18 protein-coding genes and 1 pseudogene are annotated in these 26126 nt (G+C 38.3%); 12 read left to right on the top strand and 7 right to left on the bottom strand.

The annotated features are described in order from the left end of the window. Window positions 1-68: 68 nt before the first annotated feature. A complete protein-coding gene (locus GQS54_RS05205; RefSeq protein WP_166422958.1) occupies window positions 69-1403 on the top strand; it encodes an MATE family efflux transporter in 1335 nt (444 codons plus the stop codon). Between the two features lie 96 nt (window positions 1404-1499). Here the strand turns inward: GQS54_RS05205 and GQS54_RS23505 are convergent, their stop codons facing one another. Next, window positions 1500-2381: a universal stress protein gene (locus GQS54_RS23505; RefSeq protein WP_166422957.1), complete on the bottom strand. Its 882-nt coding sequence runs from the start codon at window positions 2379-2381 to the stop codon at window positions 1500-1502. Window positions 2382-2787: 406 nt separating this feature from the next. On the opposite strand from GQS54_RS23505, the gene GQS54_RS05195 reads away from it, so the two are divergent. Then, entirely contained in the window at window positions 2788-5931 is a 3144-nt protein-coding gene (locus GQS54_RS05195) for an ATP-binding protein (protein WP_166422956.1), read from the top strand. A gap of 101 nt (window positions 5932-6032) precedes the next feature. Here GQS54_RS05195 and GQS54_RS05190 read toward each other — a convergent pair whose 3' ends face one another. From GQS54_RS05190 to GQS54_RS05175, 4 genes are all read right to left on the bottom strand, one after another. Next, the gene (locus tag GQS54_RS05190) at window positions 6033-6335 is read right to left on the bottom strand and encodes a metalloregulator ArsR/SmtB family transcription factor (protein ID WP_166422955.1); all 303 of its coding nucleotides are present in this window, start codon (window positions 6333-6335) and stop codon (window positions 6033-6035) included. An 8-nt stretch (window positions 6336-6343) separates the two neighbouring features. Next, window positions 6344-6832 carry a YeeE/YedE family protein gene (locus GQS54_RS05185; RefSeq protein WP_205967630.1) on the bottom strand — a complete coding sequence of 163 codons (489 nt, stop codon included), beginning with the start codon at window positions 6830-6832 and terminating at the stop codon, window positions 6344-6346. Continuing rightward, on the bottom strand, window positions 6832-7290 hold the full coding sequence (locus tag GQS54_RS05180) for a YeeE/YedE family protein (RefSeq protein WP_166422954.1): 459 nt from the start codon (window positions 7288-7290) through the stop codon (window positions 6832-6834). Before GQS54_RS05180 ends, GQS54_RS05185 begins: the two co-directional genes overlap by 1 nt. 136 nt (window positions 7291-7426) lie before the next feature. Beyond that, window positions 7427-7852: a BLUF domain-containing protein gene (locus GQS54_RS05175; protein WP_166422953.1), complete on the bottom strand. Its 426-nt coding sequence runs from the start codon at window positions 7850-7852 to the stop codon at window positions 7427-7429. 473 nt (window positions 7853-8325) lie between these two features. Here GQS54_RS05175 and GQS54_RS05170 point away from each other — a divergent pair. The 10 genes and pseudogenes from GQS54_RS05170 to GQS54_RS05125 all read left to right on the top strand — a co-directional run bounded on the left by GQS54_RS05170 (window position 8326) and on the right by GQS54_RS05125 (window position 22873). After that, window positions 8326-9190 (top strand): annotated as a pseudogene (locus GQS54_RS05170) (WYL domain-containing protein). Between the two features lie 15 nt (window positions 9191-9205). Then, on the top strand, window positions 9206-10825 hold the full coding sequence (locus tag GQS54_RS05165) for a hypothetical protein (protein WP_166422952.1): 1620 nt from the start codon (window positions 9206-9208) through the stop codon (window positions 10823-10825). An 11-nt stretch (window positions 10826-10836) separates the two neighbouring features. After that, the gene (locus GQS54_RS05160; protein ID WP_166422951.1) at window positions 10837-11619 is read left to right on the top strand and encodes an OmpA family protein; all 783 of its coding nucleotides are present in this window, start codon (window positions 10837-10839) and stop codon (window positions 11617-11619) included. Continuing rightward, window positions 11619-13016: an EH signature domain-containing protein gene (locus GQS54_RS05155; protein WP_166422950.1), complete on the top strand. Its 1398-nt coding sequence runs from the start codon at window positions 11619-11621 to the stop codon at window positions 13014-13016. The genes GQS54_RS05160 and GQS54_RS05155 overlap by 1 nt, the downstream gene beginning before the upstream one ends. Then, window positions 13009-15855, top strand: coding sequence for a DEAD/DEAH box helicase (locus tag GQS54_RS05150; protein WP_166422949.1), 2847 nt, complete (start codon window positions 13009-13011; stop codon window positions 15853-15855). Before GQS54_RS05155 ends, GQS54_RS05150 begins: the two co-directional genes overlap by 8 nt. A gap of 20 nt (window positions 15856-15875) precedes the next feature. Next, window positions 15876-16358 (top strand): hypothetical protein, encoded by a 483-nt coding sequence (locus tag GQS54_RS05145; RefSeq protein WP_166422948.1) that lies wholly within the window; start codon window positions 15876-15878, stop codon window positions 16356-16358. A gap of 8 nt (window positions 16359-16366) precedes the next feature. Continuing rightward, a complete protein-coding gene (locus tag GQS54_RS23030) occupies window positions 16367-20254 on the top strand; it encodes a hypothetical protein (RefSeq protein ID WP_205967629.1) in 3888 nt (1295 codons plus the stop codon). A 1-nt stretch (window position 20255) separates the two neighbouring features. Continuing rightward, a complete protein-coding gene (locus tag GQS54_RS05135; protein WP_166422947.1) occupies window positions 20256-20417 on the top strand; it encodes a hypothetical protein in 162 nt (53 codons plus the stop codon). Window positions 20418-20549: 132 nt separating this feature from the next. After that, a complete protein-coding gene (locus tag GQS54_RS23500; protein WP_346766551.1) occupies window positions 20550-22454 on the top strand; it encodes a type I restriction enzyme endonuclease domain-containing protein in 1905 nt (634 codons plus the stop codon). A 158-nt stretch (window positions 22455-22612) separates the two neighbouring features. Beyond that, a complete protein-coding gene (locus tag GQS54_RS05125; protein WP_166422946.1) occupies window positions 22613-22873 on the top strand; it encodes a TIGR03643 family protein in 261 nt (86 codons plus the stop codon). A gap of 35 nt (window positions 22874-22908) precedes the next feature. Here GQS54_RS05125 and GQS54_RS05120 read toward each other — a convergent pair whose 3' ends face one another. Further along, a complete protein-coding gene (locus GQS54_RS05120) occupies window positions 22909-23715 on the bottom strand; it encodes a TlpA disulfide reductase family protein (protein ID WP_166422945.1) in 807 nt (268 codons plus the stop codon). 514 nt (window positions 23716-24229) lie between these two features. Continuing rightward, window positions 24230-25699, bottom strand: coding sequence for a decarboxylating NADP(+)-dependent phosphogluconate dehydrogenase (gene gnd, locus GQS54_RS05115; protein WP_166422944.1), 1470 nt, complete (start codon window positions 25697-25699; stop codon window positions 24230-24232). Between the last annotated feature and the right edge of the window lie 427 nt (window positions 25700-26126).

The following is a 26126-nucleotide window of genomic DNA, read 5'->3' as shown; positions in this document are numbered from 1 at the left end:
GATAGTAACAAACTTTAAAGTATCACTTATCTAGTTACAATGACGGAAATTTACAATCTGAGAATATTATGTTGGGTTTATCTACGTTACAGGCTAATAACCCTGTAGCGCGCACATTCTGGCGGTTTGCAGTGCCGTCGATTCTTGCCATGGTAGTTAGCGGTATATATCAAATTATTGATGGCATTTTTGTTGGATATTTTGTTGGCGAGCAAGGCTTAGCGGGGATCAATTTGGCGTTACCCATGTTATCAGTGATTATTGGATTAGGTTTATTAGTGGGCATGGGCGGCGGCAGCGTATTATCAAACTATAGAGGAGAGAGTAACCCCCATGGAGTGAACAGAACCTTGAGTAGCGCGATGTATTTAATGTTACTTGGAGGCATCATAGTGGCGTGCGCGTTAATCACCTGGGGCGGAGCGTTGCTGCGTATTCAAGGAGGAGAGAACGCCCCAGGGGTAGATTATCTGTTAATAATGTCATACGCATCAGTCATTACTATAGGCTCGGTGGCAATGCCCGTGCTTATCAGAAATGACAATAAACCCACTTTAGCAACTCAGTTTATAGTGCTAGGGGCATTACTGAATATTGCACTAGATTACGTTTTAATTGGCCATTTTGATATGGGATTAAAAGGCGCTGCCATTGCGACAGTTATTGCACAGTTGGCTACCTGTTTGCTGTGCATGAATTATTTTTTTCGCGGCGATAACCGTATCAGTATAAAGCAGTTCGACTATAAAATTAGCCTTAGAGTGATACAACTTGGTTGTTCAAGTTTAGTTATGTTCCTCTATTTCGGATTCACACTATCACTGCACAATGGGCTCCTTATGTATTATGGTGGCATTACCCATGTCGCCGCTTTTTCCGTCATCGGCTATATCGCCAGTCTGTACTATTTTTTTGCAGAAGGATTAGCTGCAGGGGTGCAACCGCCAATAAGTTATTATCAAGGTGCAAAGCAATATAACAATACGTTACGTACGCTAAAACTCGCGACGAATATTATTATTGGATCAGGTGTAATGATGGTGCTTGCCGTTAACCTTTTCCCCAGTATATTCGTTAACTTATTTACCAACGATGAAACACTCAGCGCGGTAGCCACCCATGGCATAAAATTGCACTTATTTACGCTTTACCTCGATGGCTTGTTTTTTCTGGTGGCGATTTATTTTGTGGCAATAGGTAAGGGCGGGGCCGCTTTATTTGTGTCTTTAGGTAATGTGCTGGTGCAATTACCCTTCTTGTGGATACTACCGATGTACATGGGCGTTACAGGTGTATGGCTAGCCGTCCCGCTTTCCAATTTAGTCTTTGCATGTGCGGTAATCCCGATGTATTGGTTAAATGTGAATCAATTTAAACGCGGAAAAATTGCTCATACTGTGTGAGTAAACATTGTAAGCGGCGTCCTCATCATTGCTAACAAATAATGTGACGCCGATACAACATCAATGATTAACGGCTAGATACTGTTAAAATTGCGACTAAGGCTGAATTATCATTACGTCGGTTTTAAGTAAGGCTAATACGCTTTCAGCCGTGTTGCCTAACACCTTTGCTTTTAAGCCTTTTCGGCCAACGCTGCCCATTATAACTAGCGCTGCGCCAATATCAGATGCCACACTTGGTACGATCTTATCAGCGTAACCAGATTTAATGTGGATATTTTCTAACGGAATATCATCATTCCCGAACATAGCTTGAATTTTAGGGATGTATTTGTTCTTTGCGGCCTTAACGGATTTATTTTTATCAACAATCCCTAGGTCTTTTAATACAGGTGAAATAGCCAAACTAAAACACACGTGCAGTGGCATATCATTCGCCGCTGCAAGCATCTTACCGGCATCAATAACTTTTTGATTAAGAGCTTGCTTTGTTTTCTTTTTAGAGGCCATATCAAGCGAAACCATAATGGCTTGTTTTTTCCGCCATTTTTTATCGGCGACTAACAATACCGGGGCATTGCCATTACGCAATAAATGCCAATCGGTAGGTACATAAAACGCGTGTTCACTGCGATGGCCAGTTTTTATGATTAAATCGTATTGATGGTCTACGCAGTGCTTGGTAACCCAAGCGGCGATATCTTTACTCCAAACCATCTCATCTGTAGTCGATTTAGGTAACTTACTCATAACAACGGCTTCATCTAGCCATGTTTGGTTGGCGTGAATAATCTTTTGTTTGGCAGCCTCGATATCTTCTTTGGTCATGCTTTCATCTAAAACCGACAAACGCTCGTAACTGAAGCCAACGACGTGCAATGTTGCTTTGAATTGCTCAGCCATTAATGCTGCATGTGCTAAAGCCTTTTGCGAAGAATCTTTGCGATCTGCGATTACTAAAATACGCTTTACATTCACTAGTGTGCCCCTTGGTCATTTATTGGCAACAATGGTTACCTTTATTTCATAATATTCTATTTTTTATAATGAAAAATTGCGGTAAAACAAGTTTTTAAACTAAATACTACCCCGATAATACGAAAATAAGAACTGTAACTTCAAACTTAAATATGGTGTTGATTGAATGATTCGATAGTGACTCGTCACGCAAAAATCAGCGTTTAAATTAAGACAAAATATAAAGTTCTATCCGTTCACTGGCATAAAGATTTATCAATTCAAGTCGAAACAGTCATATGCGCTATCAATACCATCATAAATAGCTATTCATCTGGCGCAGTACAACTAAAGTCTATAGGCTACTATTTATTCCAGCAGTGCTTCAATGTTGCTGTTCTTCGGTAAATTAAAGGATCTTTTTTTAATGACACAAAAGACGCTTTCGTCTGTTCGTACAGGCTTTAAGTTACAGCAACATATACTGCTTATTACGCTCGTTTCCATCTTGGTCATTTTTGGTATTGTAGTCACTGTTTTTGAGTCTCAGTTGAGCCAATCGGTTACCACTGAGTTAAAAAATTCTTTATCAGCTACTGGTGAACAAATTAATTTACAAGTACAGGAACGTCTTGATGACTATCGTCATGATCTACGTTTTTTGCATGCGACTCCTCCTATTAGTGGTATATCACGGGCAGCGAACAATGTTGGCGTAGACCCACTTGACAACACCAATGAGGCCCAATGGCGCCAGCGTTTAGAAACCATATTTTCTGCTTTTTTACAAAGTAATAGCGAATATGATCAGCTACGCGTTATCAGTGCCGATGAACGCGCCATGGAACTGGTTCGGGTTGATAGAGTCAATGGCAAAATCGAAGTGGTGTCATCTAATCAGTTGCAAAGCAAACGTAAGAGTGAATACGCTCGTGCAAGCTCAACCCTTGCAGCAGGTGAAATCTATATGTCGCGTATCTCTTTGAATCGCGAATTTGGTAAGCTCGATTTCCCTTATCGTCCTATGCTGCGCTTATCGCTGCCTATTTTTGATGATACAGGCAGTCGCTTTGGTTTTTTAATCGTCAATATCAACGCTCAACCATTACTTGATTCAATCAACAATATTTCTGAAAAACCAAACTTTTTAATTATGACAGACAGCGAAGGCTATTTTCTAATCACGCCAGATAACGATCACAAATTTAGCCGAGACCTTTCCCCGGAACATACCTGGAATACGGTCTTTACAACCACTGATAGATTGTCTCGTCATCTTACGAAAATGAATTACCTTACCCAAGACAATACGACTTATTATTCATTGAGTAGGAAAATCGTGGTCTCGGGGGATCTCGAGAACGGTTTTTTATGGGCTCATCTTGCAGTGCCAGAGCATTATATTCGTAGTATTGAGGACAGCCGGCGTACCAGTGTTTACGCTTTCTTGTTTTCTGTTACGGCTATTATGTTAGTCGTGCTAGGTATTTTTCATCGCAGCGCGACCAAAAGCCAACAGCTGGCGGACACGCGGGCGCAATCAGCAGCGATCGTGAGTGCTTCTCAAGATGCTATCATCAGTGTGACCGTAACAGGCGAAGTGACCAGTTGGAACAACGCTGCACAGTCTTTACTTGGCATGACTGAGCAAGAGGTAATAGGCAGTACATTGATGAGCTTAGACTTATTCGACGACATACAACTAGGTGATATTTTTGATCAATTAACCCAGCGCAATAGTCAACAAAATGTAGAAACACAAATTGAAAATACCCAAGGTGAAACACTTTATTTAGCCTTGTCTTTTTCGGCCATAACTAACGAAGATGGGGCTGTCAAAGGTGTAGCAATTATTGCGCGAAATGTCTCTGCCGAGCGCATAGCTGACGATAAAATCAAACAAGCCAATATGGCATTAGAGGATAAGGTTGAAAGGCGAACCATTGAATTACAAAAAGCCAGTCTGGTAAAAAGCGCTTTTATCTCTAATATCAGTCATGAAATGCGTACCCCATTAAATGGCATTATCGGCACACTAAACTTGGTTAAGCGAGAGCCCTTAAGTGAAAACCAATTGCGCTATATTGAAATGACAGAAGTGAGTGTGAGTACTTTATCAACGCTGGTAAATGACATACTCGATCTATCGAAAATTGAAGCAGGTAAACTCGACTTAGACTTTAAAGCATTTAATCCTGTTAACTTAATTGAAAGTATATGCGGCAGCATGGCCGTTAAAGCTCAAGAAAAAGGTTTGGAGTTTATTGTAGATGTGTCAGGTATTCATTGTGAGTCAATGGTGAGCGACCCGCACCGTTTTTCGCAAATCATGACTAACCTAGTTAACAATGCTATCAAATTTACCGAAAGCGGATTTATCCAGGTCTCGGCCCATAGTGAATTAACCAATAATAATTCCTTGGTCTTGCACTGTGCTATAGCAGATTCAGGGGTAGGGATTGCGCAAGAAAACCAAGATAAGCTGTTCACTGCGTTTTCTCAAGAGGACAGCAGCGTGGCAGCAAAATATGGCGGCACTGGACTTGGTTTGTCTATTTGTCGTCAACTGGTGACCTTACTTAAAGGTGAAGTGCATTTCGAATCTGAGAAAAATCAAGGCAGTGTGTTTTATTTCTCCATAGGTGCAGATGCTAATCAATGCAAAATGGCTAACCTCCCTGAGTTGTTATTAGGCACCAATACCGCAGTGTTAATCGAACAAGACGAATTGTGTTCTAGTATGTGCCGATTGATTGAAGCCCTAAGTGGAAAAATCATGCCCGAACAGGACTTCAAAAATTCAATTACTTGCGATAAAACAAGCATAACGCTGGGCACGTTACCGGATTATATTGTGGTGGATGAACAGCATCCATTTTTGTTGATACTTGATAACGAATTGAAAACCAATACTGCCCTTGCCCAAAGTCTGCCTCAGGTTGTATTGCTTAGGCGTGATGCTGAGCCAACTGTTTGGTTAGAGAATATTACGCCTATCGTATTGACGAAACCGATTTCGCGCACCGAGTTTTTACAAAAAATTGCACGGCTAAGTCCTAACAACGCTGCAGCCAGTAAAGCAGATTTAGCTAACAACGAGATGCACGATATTTTTTTGATGCCTGAACATCTGCATCCAGAGCTTGATAAAATCGAAGGCGCTCGGATTTTAGTGGTTGATGATAATGAGATAAATGTTGAGGTCGCTAAAGGAATACTCTCAGAACTACCTATCACCATTTTACACGCTATGAACGGCAAACAAGCCATTGGGCAACTCATTCTTGCCAAGCGCAGAAATGAAATAATTCATTGCGTATTAATGGACTGTCAAATGCCGATAATGAATGGCTACGAATGCAGCCAACGTATTCGAAAAGGCGAAGCCGGGGCAGAATATAAAGATATTCCCATTATTGCTATGACCGCAAATGCCATGTTAGGTGAACGTAACAAGTGTATAAGTGCGGGTATGAACGATTATCTTACCAAGCCGGTAAATGAGCATGTAGTGAAAGAGAAAGTGACTAAATGGACTTTATCGGTTTATCGCGCTTCACAAAAAAAATAGGATCTTTTCAAGCAGTTTCTTGAAGGAATTTATAGCTGTGAATATTACTTTTGGTGACTATAGACCGGTATTTAATGGCAAATAATAACGGTCCGTAGCGCCTAATTTTCAGGCGCGCAATAAAGCTGATAAAGAGTATTAATAACGGCTTTTACTTCTTCACTGGCCAGTGAATAGTAAATAGTTTGCGCATCACGCCTAGTCACTACCAGGTTTTCACGGCGCAAGGCTGCAAGATGCTGAGATAAACTTGACTGGGGGATCGCCACTTGTTGATTAAGCTCAGATACCGACATTTCCCCGTTATTTAACAAACACAACAAAAGTAATCGATGCTGATTAGCCATTGCCTTTAATAGCGCCGCCGCTTTATCAGCGTTAATGCGCATTTCTTCAAGTGTCATTGATATTTTTATCCCGATTTACTCTTAAATTTTGTTGCGATAAGCATACCAATTACCATGGCCACTATGAAAGCGAAAATGCTGATATCACCGCTACTTAGGTTGGTAATAGCTGGCCCTGGACATATCCCTGTAATACCCCAACCAATACCAAAGATGCTCGCACCCAAAACTAACGGTTTATCGATTTCTTGCTTGGTTGGCAAATGCAATGACCCGCCCAGAAGCGCTTTATTTTTATTGCGAACGAATAACCAATACAGGGGCATGTAAACCGCAATTCCACCCAGCATAACAAACGCTAATGCAGGATCCCAATCCCCTAGTATATCGAGAAAGCCGATAACACGGGCAGGGTCCACCATAGTGGAAATCGTTAAGCCAGCACCGAATAAAAGACCAGCGAGTAAAGCCACTACATTATACTTGCTGTTAGATGGCTCGGAAGTAGGGGACTCAGTTGTTGATTTTATATCACTAGATATAGGTTTATTCATTACAGACTTCCCACTACATGCTTAATTATTGTCACGGTGATAATCGCGCTGAGTAAAAATATTGCGGTAGCCAAAATAGAGCGTGAAGACAAACGACTAATGCCGCATATACCATGGCCACTTGTGCAACCAGAGCCTAATTTTGTGCCAAAGCCTACCAGTAACCCTCCGAGTATTATCACAAGGTAGCGGGTAAAAAATGAATCTGCTGGCACATTGAACGAGCCGGCAAAGGCATCAGGTAGCGAAAAACCAAAAGGGGTTGTTAATAGTGGCGCGATAACCAGCCCTGCTAGAAAATACCAGCGCCATAGATTACTTTTACCGCTATTAGAAATCGCCCCATATACGATCCCCGAGATACCCGCAATTCGTCCGTTAAAGAGCATCAGAATAAAGGCACCAAGGCCGATTAAGCCGCCACCTAGGAAGGCCTGAAGAAGAAAGTCAGTGTGCATAGATCAAAAGTACCCCTCAAATATCGTTATTCGTAAATATACGATATAAATAGGGCAATTCAAAGTAAAATATTATCATTACGAATATAATTAACGGAGTAAACGTATAATGTTTTCTAAACATTTACAATTCTAGTTACGCGCTATTTCTGACCCAGAAGTTACGCAGCAACGTTCGCGATGATGTTTGATCGGATGTGGAAAAGCCCAATTTGTCTTCGAGTATACTTTTATTGTTATACTGACTGACGGATACGTTTCGCTCTTTCGTGCAATATGCCATCGCCCAATCACAGAAATCTCTTTGCTCAATGTCGCAGTGCATCAGTTCGATTAATCCAGTGTGGCCCGGATCATTTTTAATGATATCGTAGATTACTGCCAGTTCAGTTGAAGGGCCTTCAATGTACTGCATAAAGTTACCGCCTATATACAACAAAACGCCGGTAACACCATATTGTGCATTACGGTTTCTGGCACGGGTTAGCAGGTATTCGACTTGCTCGGGCAGTAACATTGTTACGGCAGATGAAACATAAACTAACGCTTGTAATTTAAACACGATGAAAGCTCCATAAACTAGCTAGACGGTAAATATTTGAGCTAATCCTAAATAGTACACTGTGATAAAAGGGCTTACTATATTTGAAATATAAGGACTGTTTAATTAATTAGCATTAAATTGCAATATAGAACAAATATCAAAATATGCTGAGATTTTACATATCCCAATTATACAAAGTTGACTGCGTAATCCCAGTCTCATTGGTCAATACCGCAATGCTCATATTGTTCGGAGGCATCATTTTCTGGTTAATCGCCTCTTTACGCTCTGGGGAATAATGTTTCTATTATCAAACCGCGCTCTCTATTTTATTGCTTGAAAAGTGATCGCGACAACTATCCTGACATAGAGGGTAATCGAACGGAAAGTTGGCATTAAGAGGCATACTGATTAGAACTATATTAACCATTGCCGCCAGTATCAAAATGATACACACTTAACCTATAAAGGGAATATTAATAAGAAGTTAAATGGACTTAAAAGCTCTAAATTACGCTCAAAAACAACGCCTTGCCTACATCGATTTTAAGCTAATGTTCACTGGAAGCGTTACGCGTAATGAAATAATCAAACGTTTTGAATGTGGTACTGCCGCTGCATCCCGTGATTTAGCTCTGTATAAAGAGTACGTTCCCAAAAATCTTACGTATAACACCAAAGAAAAGCAGTATTGGCTTAATCCCTCCTTTAACTCTTTGTTTAAACACGATGCACGTAAGACACTAATAAAACTGGCCAATCAAATTTCCGACGGATTTGATGCTATAAATGATGTTCATTTTCCAGTAGAAGCACCTGGTACGTTAAACGCTCCAGATATCACAATAGTTTCTCGGTTATCCCAGGCTATTTTTCAACAAAAGGCGGTTAGTATTATTTACACTTCCTTATCTAGCGGCTCAGCCGCCCGTGAAATAGTGCCCCATTCCATCGTTGATAACGGCCTGCGTTGGCATGTACGTGCATTTGACAGAAAGTCACAGCAGTTTAGGGACTTTGTTTTAACAAAAAGCGACGGTTAAAGATTCAATAGGTGATGATTTCGAATTAATAGAACAAGATCATCAGTGGACTCGGATAATGCCCCTACAAATCATTCCCCATCCTCATAACATATCATTCCCAACTGCAATAGAACTCGACTTTGCGATGGAAGACGGCGTATTAGAAATTAACGTAAGGGCTGCAATGGCGGGTTACTTACTAAGACGATGGAACGTGGATTGCACTTTGGATGCAAACCTAGCTGGCGGTGAATATCAACTCTATTTACGTAACAGACAAACGCTTTATGGTGCTGATAACTTAGCAATTGCACCGGGTTACCAAAAATAATAAAAAGGGAAAAAGATGGAATTTTTAGCTTCGTTAGTCATTAATATCAACACAGTGATTCTTGTATTAATTGGAATTATTTCTTTTGCTATATTTGAGTATTTTAATTTTTCAAAAAAAATAGACCCAATCATCAATGAATTCAAACTAGTTAATGAAAAAATAGGAAAATCAGGACGTTCAAAAGGTGATTTTTGCAGTTTTTATGATACCCAGTTTGACGACTATATGTCTAAAACAACGTATTTAAGTGACAGTTGGCGAGAGTTTAATGAAACGCTGTTAATTCCTGAATTGGACTTTGATATAGAAGACGAAGATTGGAAAATTTTAAATACCCACCATACCTCTACCTATTTTAACCAACGCTATATCCTATGGTCTAAAGTCAATATGCGTTGGTTCAATACTTTGCCTAATATATTGACTGGTATGGGAATTTTAGGAACTTTTGTTGGTTTAGTTGCAGGGATATACATTGCGGCTCCAGGTTTAAGTGCTGATGATATTGGTAAAGCTAAAGAAGCTTTAAATATCCTATTATCAGGTGCTTCTTTAGCGTTTTTAACATCTATTGCAGGTTTGATATCATCGATATTTTTTTCTAGGGCAGAAAAAAACAAAATCCATAATTTTGACAAGTTATGTCAGAAATTCGTATCAGAAATAGATGAACGTGTAGAGTATTTTTCGGCAGAACGCCTTTCAAACAAAGTATTACAAGAATCTAAAAAACAGTCTTTTGCTCTTGAGTCCTTTGCGGATGACTTAGCCGTTATTATGCAAAAACAGTTAACCGAACCTCTTGTAACGGCAATTAACGAATTGACCGAAAATCAAAAAACTGCAAATGATGAAACCATCCAAAAAGTAATGGAAGAGTTTTCAGCCTCTATATCAGGTGCTGCTGGTGTAGAAATGAAGTCATTGGCAGAAACTATAGAAAAAATCAGCAATAAGCTAGAAGCACAATTAGTAGCCTTATCAGAAAGCCATAAATCGATGAACGAAACTGCCACATTCATTATGGGCGAAATGACCAACGTGGCTGAAAACGCATCAAATAAAATTAATGACCTAAGTGGTGAGCTTGGTGGCGCTGTTGAGGCTCAAAAAGGTCTAAACGAAACTAATACTGAGCTATACGAAAAAATTAAGGAAACCGTTTTTACTGCGGGTAATGTCATAGAAACGGCCAATGATGTTATAGAAAATGCGAGTGCTACAGTTCAAAAACAAAATGGGCTGATTGAACAGTCAAATAACATCGCTGAGAAGTTTGTTAATACAGGTCAGAGTATTGAAAAAACTCATGAGCTAATTGCCGTAACTCAAAATGAGATTAAGCAGAATTGGCAAGACTACCAACAAAGATTCACGACTGTTGATGAGTCATTGGCCAACATGTTTAATAATTTAAATGACGGCATGTCTCAATATGCCCGTTCTACAAATGAATACCTTATTGAATTAGACAAACATGCAGCCAAAGTAGTGAGTGAATTGGCTTTCGCCTCAAAAGAAATCAGTAGTTCGATAGAATCTTTAGGTGATGGTTTAGAAAAGCATGGGGTTCAGTTTATTGAAAAAATAGCATCCGCTAAAACTCTCGGTAAAAAAGAAGCCATTCAATAAAGGATTAAGCAATGAGCGAACACAATTTATTAGAGGATGAAGGGGCAGGCTATCTGATTTCAGTAAGCGACATGATGTCTGGGTTGTTGTTTATTTTTATCATTACCCTGGTAGCCTTCATCATTAATTTCCAAGACGCGATACAAAAGCAAAAGGAAATTACCCAAACCCAAAAAGAGATAGTGAAAAGGTTTACCAATACTGATCAGTCAAGGAGTGAATTGTTACTGCTTCTTAAACAAAAGCTAGAAGATCAAAATATTGTTGTAGAAATAGACGCAGAGCATGGTGTCCTAAGATTAACTGAAAACGCAATTCAATTCGAAACGGCGAGAGCTTCATTGGATGAAAAAAATGAATCAAATCTTAAAGTAATTGGGCGCGTTTTAGATGCCATCATACCTTGTTACGCAAGTAATCCACCTACGTTTCATAATTGTGAAGGCTTTGAACACTTTCAAGGAAAAATAGACTCAATCTTCATTGAGGGTCATACCGATAATGTCCCCATGAAGTCTTATAAATATGAAGATAATTGGGATCTATCAGCCGCAAGAGCCATTACTGCTTACCGAACATTAGTTCCCGACACTGTTCTCAATCAGATAGTAAATACGAATTTACAGCCCATCATTTCAGTGAGTGGTTATGGTGAAGGTAGGCCCGTAGAGGGACATAGTTATTCTTATCCACAGTCAGACCCTACAAATAGAAGAATTGACTTACGCTTTATTATGACACCGCCGTCATTAACTGATGTTCAACAAAGCATCAGTAGTGAGGCAGGAAGATAATGTTTGCAAAAGCAGCGCTAAGATCACTAGAAATAGAAAGCTGGAGTACCCCTCCTGTAATCAGTGAATCTTTGTTGATAAAAGCCTCTAATGATATTACCAAGGTATCTATCGAGAATGATTTAGTTGTTCCAACAAGAACCACACTTTTACAGATATATAAACGTCTTAAACTGGCGTTTGAAAATAAAGATCTAACTACTTTATCTCGTTACGATATCTATCATTCTCCTTGGGTGTTATTCGAACAATTTGACGATGAAAAAGCACTGATTAAACGCTGGCGCTTTTGGGCTTTTTATAAAAAACTCACACAAAATGTAGACAACTATAGGTTTGTGCTTGCTTTTTATAATGCCTATCTCGTTTTGTATCCTTTTGAACAAAAATATATAGTAGAACTGCAAAGTCATATTAAATCGCTATTTAAGGAAAGTAATAACAGAAAAGTGTTCCGAGTAAGTGCAGAGATATTAGGCCGACAAACGCTCGATTCAAACGCTCATATAGTCATTTCACAGAATATAGCTGTAACGGGTAATGTAGGCTCCGAATTAAGAACAAGAGGGTTACTTGAAGGATTAAGTGCAAGTAAATTTACTGTCAAAGTGCTCAGTGAGTATCTCGAAAATTTTCAGAGCTTTATCGATAACATCCCATCCGACAAGCAAATGAATATGATTGCAAAATTGGTTAAATTCGCTGAATTGAATGGAAAGCTAACATACCCCGAATTTAGAATTGAAATAGCGAATTCGATACTGATTGCATCAGGCAGTATCGAATTGAGAACGGATGTAAAAGATTCACTAAAAACATTCTTTCTCACACACTTTGGCGACCCAAGAGTCGAGCTTACAGGTTGGCATGGTGTTGATGATGAAGCCATTAGAGTTTTCCAAAGCTGGTTAGTTGAAAAAACCATGGAGGATTTTTTCAATCTCCTTAGCCACGTTGCAGATCAATCAGATGCAGATCGACATTGGAAATACCGTAAAAGATTTTGGAATGCCTATCTTAAAAAAGGATATATCGAAGAGGCATGGTTTGCTTTGGGTGTTAAATCATTTGAACAGGCCCCCAATTTTATTAAGGGTAGACACAACTACGCTTCTTTATCTGGTGGCGATTCCAAACATAGTGTACTCATAATGAAAATTGGTGATCTTATCGTTACCGAATGGAGCCATTCAGGTAGCTATCGCGTATGGAACTCACCACAGTTCGCCCCAACGTTTTATTCTAAACACTACAGCCGAGACGATGTGATACTAAACAGTGACCATACAGGTGCCCATCACGGAAATATACAAGGAGGCTGGCAACAAAAACTGTCCGGCCACATTCGTGATTTAACTGGATTTAGAGTGACAGAAAGGGATTACATGAATGACTAACAAAGCCACCTTGTATTGGTCTCGAATTGAAAAAGGGTTTGAGTTTAGGGTTGAGCATGATGGTAATTATCTGCCACCTAATAGCTGGGGACGTTATGCAATTACCAACGGCAATAATCAAGTTTTAGTTGACGCATTGTTTCGTGTCACTGATGACGTTTCCCAACCTAAAGTCTTTGATGACAAGATTATTTGTTCAGATCCGTTTATCGCTACTCTTACAGAAATTGAAGTAAAACAACTTGGTTTGCCACAAGTCAGTCAAGCTAGATTAAAAATCAGTGCAGAAGGGCTAATCAGTAAACCAAGTTTTAAACTTAATTATCGATTGTTAAAGCCAGAAGGCCGACCTTATTTAGGAGCAAAATTAAACGGTGCAATACTACAAATTGGTAACGAGCAACAGCTTATACTCGACCCTATTTTTAGCATTATTCAACGTATTGAATATTTTAATTCAGTACCTGCACATGACATGGATGAACGATTTGTTCGATGGGGCGAAGTTCAAGAATTATTACCCGAAGACTCAGTAGTAGAAGGGCGTCTAAGCGCAATTACCATATGCCGAGCAGACCGAATTACCCTCGATATTAAAGATCATGGGGTATTTAACCCTCTACTAATAAAACCGAGTTCTGAAAAGGCGTGGGACGTACAAGGTCAATCTGATGTTGAATATGCCATACCAAAAGCAAAACAAAGAGAATTTGAAGATCAATTTAAAACAGGGAGTTCAGTCAGAAGTAATTACGCCATTGGCAATGGCACCTATGTGGTTTTGCCTGATAGAGTGCAAAAAGTATTAGACGTAGTAAAACAATATCAAAGCGGCCCTCCAGAACAGCGTTTAGCGTTCTTAGCCAATCCACATCAGTATATTAATGAAAAACTTGAACAAGAAAATGTACCTGAAGAGTTAGATTCAATATTTGTTGAAACCCCCGAATTTATCAGCCAACGAATTGAACAGATTGGTGTTTGGGAGCCTAAGTTATGCGCATACGTTGTTAAGCGTGATGGAGATTGGGTTCCTGATGACAACGCCAGATTGTTTTTCCCAATAGACGACATGATGGTGAATTTCACTGTTAGTGAAATGAAAGAATTATTGGAACTGATTAAAACGGCCCTTGATCAAGAAGACCCACAACTAACTTTTAACAATCAAGTCGTTCCGGTGACGTTGGAAGTTAAAAACCTTTTGATCAAGATGCTTAAACCGTTTGAAGAAAGTGGCGAAGCAGCAGGTTTTTCTTTAGCAGTACAGGCGCCTATTTTAAAAGATAATATCGAGGACGTTGAATTTGAAATTCTTAAAAATAAACCTCGACCAAATGTTGATCAAATACCAGAACGCCTGAAAACAATTGATCTTTACGACCATCAAAAATTTGGTTTGGCCTGGTTGGCTAATCACTGGCAATCTGGCTCTGTAGGAGCATTATTAGCCGATGATATGGGATTAGGTAAAACCATTCAGTCTTTGACGTTTATGGCTAGCGTAAAGCAGCTAATGAATAACAACGAATACCCAAATAAACCCTTTTTAATTGTTGCCCCATCTGGTCTATTAAAAAACTGGCAAGACGAGGCCAAAATACATTTACATGAGCCAGGTGTTGGCCAGCTATTCGAAGCATATGGTCCTAATATCCGGCAACTAAAAGATCTAAATGTAGTAGAAAGAAACGATATTTTAAGCCATGCAGATTGGGTGTTAACTACATACGAAACGCTAAGAGATAAAATTAAATATTTCCTGTCAATTGACTGGGGAATAACCATTTTTGATGAAGCACAAAAAATCAAAAATCCAGTGTCACGAGTAACTGAAATGGCAAAGTCGTTATCCTCTGACTTTACCTTAATGTTGACAGGTACACCTGTAGAAAACGAGTTGGCTGACCTGTGGTGTATTGTTGATACAGCACAACCTGGGTTATTTGGTTCTTTAAGTCGATTTCACTCTGAATACGCAAAGCCAGCAGAGGCTGATCCCGTTGAAGCACAGCGGCTAAAAACACTTTTAGTGGAAAAAAGCACGCCTCCACTGATGTTACGCCGTATGAAAGTTGATCATATCAAAGGACTACCAGAAAAAATCATCAAGGAAGTCACTGTGGTGATGCCAGAGCTGCAAGCTCAAGAATATGAAAACATAGTGCAAGAAGTCCAACTTGAAAAAGGTAAAGCAGGGGCGGTACTTAAATTTATTCAAAAAATCAGAAAGGTATCCCTTGTCGCAGAAGACTTTGATGGCAGCGGTATTAACGATGGTGTTATCAAACGTTCAGCACGTTTAACGGCGCTCATTGAGATACTAGATGATGTAGCAAGCAAAGGCGAAAAAGCCCTAGTATTCTGCGAAACCATTAATGTACAAGAATACTTATCAGGTTATCTACAACAGCGTTATCAACTTGATAAACGCCCTTTTAGAATTAATGGGCAAGTAGACGGAAATACTAGAAAAAAATATGTCGATGAATTTCAAAAAGGTGAAATGGGCAAGTTTGACGTGATGTTACTTTCACCAAAAGCAGGTGGGGTAGGGTTAACCATAACGGCTGCTAACCATGTCATTCACCTAACTAGGTGGTGGAATCCTGCGGTAGAAGATCAAAGCACCGACAGGGCATTCAGAATAGGGCAAAAGAAGGCTGTTCATGTATATATCCCCATAGCGATACATCCTAAATATGGTGAGCATTCTTTTGACGCCAATTTAAACAGATTATTAAACAAAAAACGTAATTTGAGTCTAAACGCACTATTACCTGGCACGGTTACAGACTCTGATTTCAATGATTTATATACCCAGACTGTTAATAATTAGCGGTTTGGTAAAGGAAAGACATGCATGATTTTGGGATAAATATAGCTAAATGTCGTCAAATTTCTATTGATGATTATCAAGAATTAAAACGACAGGATTCTGTAGTAAAAGCTAATGATATCTTAGTTGCAAAAGATGGTAGTTATTTGAAATACACTTTTGTTGTTCAAAAAGATCTTGAGGTTGCACTGTTATTATCTATCGCAATTATTCGTCCGAATGAAAAAGTAATACCTCATTGGCTTGCGTACTGCTTAAGAAGCTCTTTTGTAAAAGAACGAATTAAAAACAGTGTCTCCGGTGCTGCAATTCCTAGAATTATTCTAAAATATGTTAGGAAATTTAAAATATTCATACCACCTCAAAATATTATGGATGAATGGAATAACACCGTTGAATTAATTGTTAAGCAATGCTGGAATTTAATTGCTAGAAATGAAAATCTTAAGAAACAGCGTGACATGCTGTTACCTAAATTAATATCAGGTCAAATTGAGTTATAAGGACATATATGAGTCAAAAGCTAGTATTTATACATGGTTTTTATGGTGGTAAAAATACATGGGGTAAGTTCCCTGAGCTATTGGAAAATACTATTGATTGTGAAGTCGCTTTATATGGCTTTGATAGTTGGTATCTTCCTATTGTAGGTAATAGCACTAGTGTTCATCAGTTAGCAGAAGGTTTGTTTTCCGAACTTAAAGCCAATAAATGCTTTGATGTTGATGACTTGATTTTAGTTGGGCACAGTTTAGGTGGATTAGTAATCAGGCAACTATTAGTTAATCTTGAACTTAAAAAAGTCCAACATAATATTACTAAAGTAGCTTTTTTTGCCGTACCACATGATGGTAGTGGCTTTGCGAAGTTACTATCCAACTTGCCTTTAAGATGCAGTAAATTAAAAGCATTGGATAAAGATGGAAATTTCGTAGAGCTGTTAAATGACCAATGGTCTTATACTAGTTTAGATTCCAGGTTAGAAATCATGTCTGTTATTGGTGGGAAGGACGCGATTGTCACCTCAAATAGTGCAAAAAGTATATTTAGAAATCATGATGTAGAAACCAATATTGATGCAGGCCATATAAACATAGTTAAACCAAAAGATGAAAATAGTCTTTCTTTCAAGTTACTTAGAGACTTTATTGAAAGAAAAAATGTGCTTACTAAGTATAAAAATAAAACATCTTCTACTTATAAAGAATGGTTCAAATTTGATCGTCACCATGATTTAAATTATGTACAAGATTCAAAAACAGAAAAGAACTTAAAAGCATTACAGAGTGGATTAAGTGGCGACGCCCCCTTTGTTCGGCTAACTGGGTTATCTGGTTTGGGAAAATCTCGCTTAATAATAGAGTTTTTGAAGCTAACGAATAGTTTATCTGAAGGCGATATTCTAATCTATGATGGAGCTGACGATGCCAAAGAAATACTGAACAGTCTACAGAGCGCAGTTACTGACTGCGTTTGCGGGTTGGTCATTGTTGAAACTTGCAGTATTAGCCTACATGAAAACATCCGTAAAATTATTGATAAACAAAATCGACTTAAAGTTATCACTTTAAATTTTTACCATGATGCAGTAAACGATTGTATTCAGATTAAAATTGATAAGCTTGAACAAGATCAGATAACACAATTACTAACACAAAATTTACCTGATCTAAAAGAATTTGAGATTAGTAGATTAGCTCGATTTATTGAAGGCTTTCCATTACTTGCTGATATGCTAATTAAACAGATTAGAGAAAATGGAAATTTTGATACCAATTTCACTGAACATGATCTTGTTGAAAAACTTATCAATGGAGATGGCAAGCTTACTGACAAGCACCGTGAAATTTTAAAAGTATTATCACTATTTGATTACATACAATGTGAAAAAAATAAAGCCCAAGATTTAAATTTAGAAGCAAAATTTATTAATGAAATTGCTGGTAGTGAACAGGTTGATTTTGAACAACTAATTACTACATTTACTCAAAAAGAGTTAATTAACAGAACAGGACGATATGCAAGAGTAGTCCCAAAACCCCTAGCATTAAACCTAGCAATGGAATGGTGGACAAGTAGTTTGTTTGATCGTCAAAGTCATTTGATAAACGAATTGCCAGAATCAATGCTAGAAAGCTTTTGCAAACAGATTACTTTTTTAGATTCATCTTTAAATGTACAAGATTTTGTTGAGAAATTTTGTGAGGGCGACAGCCCTTTCGGCCAAGCGGAATTGTTACTTTCTAAACAGGGTTCAAGACTTTTTCGCGCATTAGTAGAAGTGAACCCTCAGGTAACAAGTGACCTTTTATTTCGTATTTTAAATCGATTATCCGATGATGACATTATCAACATTGATGGGGATGTGAGACGGAATTTAGTTTGGGCACTTGAAATGTTAGTTTTCCATCGGACCTACTTTGAAAAAACTTCATGGTGCTTGTTTAAGTTGGCGCAGTTTGAAAATGAAAGTTACGGCAATAATTCACTAGGCCAGTTTTCGCAATTATTTCGTTGGCAATTATCAGGTACAGAAGCTGACTTTACTCAAAGATTAACGATTTTAGATAAGGCGTTAGCTTTAAATATAGAAAGTGCCGATATTGTTGTTATTGAAGCTATCAAAACTGCAATTAGTACGTATGGTGGCACAAGAACTATTGGGGCTGAGTTTCAAGGCACTAAACCTGAATTAAAAGAATGGATTCCACAAAAGTATCAAGAAATTTATGACTATTGGCAGTCTCTTTTCGATATATTACTTGAAATCATTAAACGTGGAAGCTTGGTTGAGCAAGTTAAGGCCGCTTTTGGTCATGAAATTAGAGGCTTAACAAACTATAAACAGTTTCAACAATTAGATGTTTTTATAAAAGAAGTGATAAAGCTTACTGATAAATACTGGCCTGACGCAGCACAATCAATCACCCATGCCTTACATTACGATGCAAAGGGTATGGAACCTGAACAACTTGAATTTCTTAAGTCATGGGAAAAGCTATTATCCCCCGATGAGGATAGTCTTGAAGAAAAATTAAAATTAATTGTACTAAATCCATCTAGAGAGCATGTAAAAGGGGAAGACGGACATTATATTGATATGGCCGCTGAAGACGCCAAAAAATTATCAATTGATTTAAAAAACAATCATGTCGAATTAGTCCAATATTTTGAGTTATTAATGACTTTTCCTGAGCAAAAACAAAGCTGGATCTTTGCAAAACATTTGGTACTTGTGTCAGATTGTTTTGATTTATTGTTAGAAGAATTGTTTAATTACTTTCGCAAAACTACGAATTTATACACACAATTTTTTGCTGGTTTCTTGAGTGGAATTTACGTCAAAAACATAAATAGATGGCGAGAAGCAATAGAGTTAATTGGAGAGGATGAACATTTAATACAATATTATCCTAGCGCAATATGTACTGGAAAAATTGAACCACCTCATTTAGACAGATTACTTAAGTTAATTAAAACTAACCAATTACCTAGTAGTTCAGCATCAATACTTGGTCATGGTAGAGTTACTGAACACATTACAGAACATGAAATAGCACAGTTTTGTATGTCTTTGAGTGAAGTTGATCAAACAGCAGTTTGGGTAGCACTTGATAATATCAATATGTATTCACACGGCCGAAAGGATATAGACTTCATTGTTTTAACTCCCGTATTAGTTCATCTAGTACTCAATGTTTCTTTTACAAAAGAAGACAAAACACGACATTCGGATAGTTACCATTGGTTGAAATCTGTTGAATGGTTATTGCAGACTGAGAACGAAGATTTTGCTTTAAAATTATGTCTATATCTAGTCGACCAAGTTGGAAATCATGATGTTAATTACTCTGATTTATGGGACTACTTAGGCAATGGATTTTACAAAGCTTTTGAATTACATGGCAACTATATTTGGCCTAAAATAGCTGACATTTTTATTGATGGTAAGACTATAAAACCATATCGCTTGATTGAATTGTTGGGTAGCGGAAAATCGTATAAGAAGAGAGACAATAGTATTTTTGATATCTTAGATCAGGACATTATTATTAATTGGTGCCAAGATGAAATTGCGCTACTTATTGTTGGCCGAGCCATTTCGATGTTTATTACAAATGGCGAAGATCGTATTATTAACCCATTAATGATTCCTTTATTATCTGAGTTCTCTGACAATGAAGCATTCCTAAATGAGATTTCGGCAAACTTCTCTAGCAGGTCATCTTCTGGCTCATTAGTTCCTTATTTAGAGGCAGATAAAGATTTAATTCAACCACTTATCGAATACCAGAATCCCCAGGTAAAAAATTGGGCTACGAGTACAGTTGAATATATTGATAATCAAATTAAGTATGAAATTAAGCAAGAAGCTGAAGAAGATATGTTAAGAGGATAAAATGGCATACACGGAAGACGCATTAATAGAGCAACCTGCAATACAATTGTTTTCAGAATTAGACTGGGAAACAGTCACATGCTGGGATGAAGTATTTGGTTCTGTTGATTACCAGTCATTATTAAGTAATCCACTATTTGTTCTTTTAAATCTGCATTACTAACGTTAAATCCTGATATTAACCCACTCATTACGACTCTTTAGCAATGAACATGCGTAATGCCATGCAATGCAATGCATAGTTTATGGCATTTAAGGTACACCTTTACTTGCTGGAGAAGCTAAAACTCAAGAAGTGTTTGGCGACTACATTAGTATTTATAATTTTTCTGACACGGTAGGTGATGGCGCTACGTTACCTTTATATTATGAAACCCGAGTGCCTGAAGTGTCGATGTTAAATGAAAATATTGGCAGTGAAATAGCTGAAATATTGGATGAAGCAGAGTTAACCGATGAGCAAGAAGAACGTTTAGAAAGAGAGTTTTCAGAAGCCTACCATATCATTACTCGCGATGACCGCTTAGAAACTGTCGCGAAAGATCTGGTTGAACATTATATTAATCGTGCTCCTTTTCATGATGGCATGCTTGGCAAGGCCATGGTTGTGTTTATCGATAAAGCCACTACCATTAAAATGTATGACAAAGTGCAATCAGCGTGGAAAACCAAATTAACAAGCCTTAAAGCGCAAGCTAAATATGCAACAGGTAGCCGCTTAAATAAACTGAATTTTCAAATAGACCATATGGCTTCTACAGACATGGCTGTTGTTGTGTCAGGTGGGCAAAACGATGACGAACGACTAGCTAAAAAAGGACTAAATTATAAACCGCACCGTGAACGTTTTCTTAAAGAAAAAATGGATGATAAATTTAAAGATCCTGAAGACCCACTCAGAATAGTGTTCGTATGTGCCATGTGGTTAACGGGTTTTGATGCGCCTACAGTCAGCACTTTGTATCTAGATAAACCATTAAAAAGTCACACTTTAATGCAAACCATTGCTCGTGCTAATAGGGTGTATGAAGGTAAAACAGCGGGGCAAATAGTTGACTACATAAATATTTTTAGTGCATTGCAACAGGCACTGGGAATGTATGGTGGCGGGGTAGCTGAAGATGGGGGGAAATACGACATAGATAGCCCTGCAAAAGATAAGTCGGAGTTAGTTACTGCATTAGGAATTGCAGTTGGTGAGTTGCAGGTTTTTTTACATTCTAAAGGTATAGATTTAGGTGCAATTATATCTTCACCCGCTGACGGTTTTGCTAAGTTATCGCTATTAGATAATGCCAGTGAAATATTACTAGAGCCTAAAAACCAAGATGAATTTACTGCATTCTTAAGGCAAATTAATCGTATTTTTAAAGCTATTATGCCAGACGATAGTGCTAACCAATATGTGCCATGTCGCATAGCAATTAATATCATTTATTCACAAATGCGCTTGAAATCAGGCTTAGAAATTGATGAAGATGTTTTAGATGTAATCAGAAATCAGGTTAACGAGTTACTCGACGAATCAATTTCTACGATTCAAATAAAGAGTAATTTACCAGAGCCAATTAACATTGCTGATATAGATTTTGATGCCTTAGCAACTATGGTCTCAAAGATTGAAAAGCCTAAACAATCAGATGCACAACGCCTAAAAAACCTCATAGAACGTAAACTTCAGCCGATGGTGTTAAGGAACAATACTCGCCAAGACTTGCAGCAAAAATTCCTAGAGTTGGTTGAAGAATATAATCTTGGCGCATACACAGCAGAAGAATTTTTTAATCGATTGAAAGAGTTTATAAATGATTTTGAACACGAAGAAGAACGTGCAGTGCGCCAAGGACTCAATGAAGAAGAGTTAGCTGTATATGATTTAATGATCCAAGACACGGCGTTATCAGACAAAGAGCGTGACCAAGTTAAAATAATAGCAAAAGAATTAACTGAAAAAATGCAGGAAATATTGGTAATTGATTGGCGCAAGAAACAGCGCACAAAGGCCAGAGTTAAAAATATGATTGAGGAAGTATTAGATAATTTGCCTGAATCATATGATGATGATTTATGGCCGAAAACCTGTAGCGAAGTTTATATGCATAATAGATATTCGTATAATGTATATTATGTTAAATTAGCTATATTTCTTCATTTGCCGCATTGGTTATCTTGCTCAGTGATTGTGAGCTTCCTCGATTAAACTAGGTCATGCTTGGCCTAACTTATCTTATTACCTTGTTTGGTGAACTGTTTTCATACATTGACCCGTAATAACCTGTGAGCTTGATAAATGTTTTAAGCATATTTCATTCTCAGTTTTGCCATCCGCTCAATACAAGTTATATACAAGGTTACATAATGGACATAAATACAAATCCAGATACGTCACGCATTATTGAAATGGCTTGGGAGGATCGCACACCTTTTGAAGCTATCAGTGTTTTGTACGATTTAAACGAAACTCAAACGATAAAGCTTATGCGAAAAGAACTCAGCCCTCGGGCATTTAAGAACTGGCGGGCGCGTGTATCTGGCCGCAAGACTAAACATGAAAAAATACGCAGTCCGTTAATTACGCGTGGCTATTGTTCAACACAATATAAAATACGCTCGGCATAATGTGCTTATATACAAAAATATGTCACTGGTAACGTCTATTGTTTAGTTAGATTTTCTATCGCGGCTTGCAGGCTGGCCGCAGATACTTCACCAAAATGGCTTGATACCATATTGCCGTGTTTATCATAAAATAATGTCATCGGTAAACCATGGGCACCCATCATAGTAGCGACGTCACCTTTGGTATCGAGTAAAACATAATTAAAGGTTTGATTAATGTCTGCTAAAAATTTGCTCACCGTTGATGCAGGTTCCCGCTGGTTTAACATAATGAACTTAACCTCAGGAAAGCGCTTTTCAGCTGCCGCTAATACAGGCATTTCTCGTCTGCAAGGCCCACACCATGAGGCCCATAGATTAACAATAGTGATATTTTGATTCGACACGTGATGTAGATTCACATCAACGCCTTCGGTAGTTGAAAACGATAAGTTCGGTAACGCCGATTGCTCGTTTCCAGCATTAATTACAGCCTGCGTAAGCGTAAATAATATTAGAGTGGTAGCTGCTCCGCTGATAAGAATATTGCGTTGCTCAGGTTTACGCTTAAGTTGAACAATTAGAAATATCACACCTGAAATAACGCTAGAAAATGTGTCAAAGCCTCTGTCGCGGATATCAAGTATTTGCCAAATTGAATCGTAACTTTCAAAGAATTTTATTACAAATACGACTCTGCCGACAATTAAGCTATAGATCACTATGCTTATCAACGAGTCACTAACCGAGATGCTTTGTTTTTTCCCCAGTATGGCAATTACTATTAGCCCTACAATCAAACTAAAAAGTAAAATAATAGGTGATACAGGAAGTGCGAATGAACCTAAGGTGATTGACGTCATTAAGATGGCCTCTATATAGGGTTCAGAGATGATTGTGCTGGCGACATAACATAATTAAACCACTGGCTTAGTTGAAAAAATAGTCTCCATTTAACTACTGAATACTTATTTTAAAGGGTAAATGATCATCTTATCACTGTTAATACCATAATCACTATTACGACGGCTATTCAACACACAAGGCTTCCGATAATAGTCCATACCCGTATAATTAGCGTTATACGGGTATGGGCGACGTTAAAATATCTCCAAAATTCATAAATACGATATTTACCAACGCTAGTCTAAGACAACGTGCCGTGCAGCCAATTAGCGATTAATTTTACATATAAATATAAATATAAGTTTGAATTTGAATTTAAAACTATAGGATGGAGTGTTGGTACTGTGCGCTAAAGGTAAAATCTAGTTTTGAACTGACGTTCGTTTGCAAGTGTAGTGAACTAAAAAAAATATATAATTGGGTTTCAGAGCAGTATGTCCCCTGCCCTAAACCCAACAAATGACTTACTGGTTACACATCGTAGGTCGTTGACGACGTATCACCGCCGCGACCTGTCCAATTGGTGTGGAAGAACTCACCTCTTGGTTTGTCTATACGCTCATAAGTATGCGCGCCAAAGTAATCACGCTGAGCTTGTAATAAATTAGCTGGTAAACGGGCTGTTCTGAAACCATCAAAATAGGTTAACGCTGAGCTTAAGCACGGTATGGCGATACCATTGATAACGGCTGTGCCTACTACGTTTCTCCACCCTGCTTGCGCAGATTCAACCGTGTCTTTGAAATAAGGCGTTAATAATAAGTTCTCAAGCTTAGGATCAGCATCGTATGCTTCTTTAATTTTGCCTAAAAATGCAGAGCGAATAATACAACCACCACGCCACATCAACGCGATGCCGCCGTAGTTTAATTCCCACTTGTACTCTTTAGCTGCTTCTTGCATAAGCATATAGCCCTGAGCGTAAGATACGATTTTGGCGGCAAGTACTGCTTGGCGAAGATTTTCGATAAATTCAGCTTTATCACCGTTGAAACTAATTTCAGGGCCGGTAATCACTTTTGAGGCTTCTACGCGCTGCTCTTTCTTAGCTGAGATACAACGAGCAAATACGGAGTCAGCAATAAGGGTTAATGGCACGCCTAAATCTAAAGCGGTTATGCCTGTCCACTTACCTGTGCCCTTCTGCCCTGCTGTATCTAAAATTTTCTCAACTAGCGGCTCACCATTTTCATCTTTAAAGGCAAAAATGTCTTTTGTGATATCGATAAGGTAACTGTCTAGCTCAGTGGTATTCCAATGGGCAAATACTTTTTGAATTTCATCAGCATTCAAGCCGAGTACTACTTTCATTAACTGATAAGCTTCGCAAATAAGCTGCATATCACCATATTCGATACCGTTGTGAACCATTTTCACAAAGTGGCCTGCGCCTGCATCGCCTACCCAATCGCAGCAAGGAACGACTTCGTTACCGTTTTCGTCAGCAACTTTCGCCGAGATAGATTGCAGAATATCTTTAACTAACGGCCAAGCTTTCTTGGAGCCGCCTGGCATAATTGAAGGGCCTTTCAATGCCCCTTCTTCACCACCTGACACACCTGTGCCGATATACAATAAGCCTTTGCTCTCTAAGTATTCGGTTCTTCGGTTTGAATCTGGAAAATGAGTATTACCCCCATCAATAATAATATCGCCTTTATCAAGGAATGGGATCAATTGTTCAATAAAGTCATCAACGGCTTGCCCAGCTTTTACCATTAACATCACTTTACGTGGTGTTGATAGTGATTCTACTAGACTTTCTACACTGTCGGCTCCGCGAATATTCTTACCTTTGGCACGGCCCTCAATGAACTTTTCAACCTTTGAATGACTTCTGTTGTACGCCGTTACTGTAAAACCCTTTGATTCCATATTAAGGATCAAATTCTCACCCATTACGGCTAAACCGACTAAACCGATATCCGACTTGCTTTTCATTTAACATTCCTTAATCACGTGTACAGAGTAAAAATAACCCATGCCCTTGGTATTGATAAAATAAGAGCTGGGTTAGTTAATCTAATTAGGTTCGAATCATTGCCTATTTATTGGGGGCAAAAAGCGGATTTATCAAGGTTAAATACACCACCTTGTTTCAACAACAGTTAATTGTCTACATTTTAACCGCGTCAATTTGGCAAATAATTTACTGCCTAGCGATTTTATTGAGACGTTATGTAGACCCATTTAGCAACCGCGATGCCAATAACCGTTTCACGAATGATTCTGCGATTAAAGAGTATGCCATTTACTCGTGTAAATACGCCAGTTACAACCGTTAAATTTCAGCGAATATTGTAGGAGAGATAATGTTTTTCGCCTAATAGCGCTCATTTTTAGTACCAAATCCACACAAAGCACTATT

The sequence above is a fragment of the Paraglaciecola sp. 20A4 genome (assembly GCF_011378905.1).
Classification (GTDB): domain Bacteria; phylum Pseudomonadota; class Gammaproteobacteria; order Enterobacterales; family Alteromonadaceae; genus Paraglaciecola.
The sequence above is the reverse complement of the archived record's forward strand: the minus strand, read 5'-3'. Positions and strand labels throughout refer to the sequence as shown.

Excerpts from the sequence above, each read along its gene's own strand:
- GQS54_RS05145 (WP_166422948.1), top strand. The coding sequence starts at position 15,876 with ATGCATGATTTTGGGATAAATATAGCTAAATGTCGTCAAATTTCTATT.
- GQS54_RS05135 (WP_166422947.1), top strand. The coding sequence starts at position 20,256 with ATGGCATACACGGAAGACGCATTAATAGAGCAACCTGCAATACAATTG.
- GQS54_RS05120 (WP_166422945.1), bottom strand. The coding sequence starts at position 23,715 with ATGACGTCAATCACCTTAGGTTCATTCGCACTTCCTGTATCACCTATT.
- GQS54_RS05205 (WP_166422958.1), top strand. The coding sequence starts at position 69 with ATGTTGGGTTTATCTACGTTACAGGCTAATAACCCTGTAGCGCGCACA.
- GQS54_RS05160 (WP_166422951.1), top strand. The coding sequence starts at position 10,837 with ATGAGCGAACACAATTTATTAGAGGATGAAGGGGCAGGCTATCTGATT.
- GQS54_RS05190 (WP_166422955.1), bottom strand. The coding sequence starts at position 6,335 with ATGACACTTGAAGAAATGCGCATTAACGCTGATAAAGCGGCGGCGCTA.
- gnd (WP_166422944.1), bottom strand. The coding sequence starts at position 25,699 with ATGAAAAGCAAGTCGGATATCGGTTTAGTCGGTTTAGCCGTAATGGGT.
- GQS54_RS05155 (WP_166422950.1), top strand. The coding sequence starts at position 11,619 with ATGTTTGCAAAAGCAGCGCTAAGATCACTAGAAATAGAAAGCTGGAGT.
- GQS54_RS05180 (WP_166422954.1), bottom strand. The coding sequence starts at position 7,290 with ATGCACACTGACTTTCTTCTTCAGGCCTTCCTAGGTGGCGGCTTAATC.
- GQS54_RS05125 (WP_166422946.1), top strand. The coding sequence starts at position 22,613 with ATGGACATAAATACAAATCCAGATACGTCACGCATTATTGAAATGGCT.
- GQS54_RS05185 (WP_205967630.1), bottom strand. The coding sequence starts at position 6,832 with ATGAATAAACCTATATCTAGTGATATAAAATCAACAACTGAGTCCCCT.
- GQS54_RS23030 (WP_205967629.1), top strand. The coding sequence starts at position 16,367 with ATGAGTCAAAAGCTAGTATTTATACATGGTTTTTATGGTGGTAAAAAT.
- GQS54_RS05150 (WP_166422949.1), top strand. The coding sequence starts at position 13,009 with ATGACTAACAAAGCCACCTTGTATTGGTCTCGAATTGAAAAAGGGTTT.
- GQS54_RS05165 (WP_166422952.1), top strand. The coding sequence starts at position 9,206 with ATGGAATTTTTAGCTTCGTTAGTCATTAATATCAACACAGTGATTCTT.
- GQS54_RS05195 (WP_166422956.1), top strand. The coding sequence starts at position 2,788 with ATGACACAAAAGACGCTTTCGTCTGTTCGTACAGGCTTTAAGTTACAG.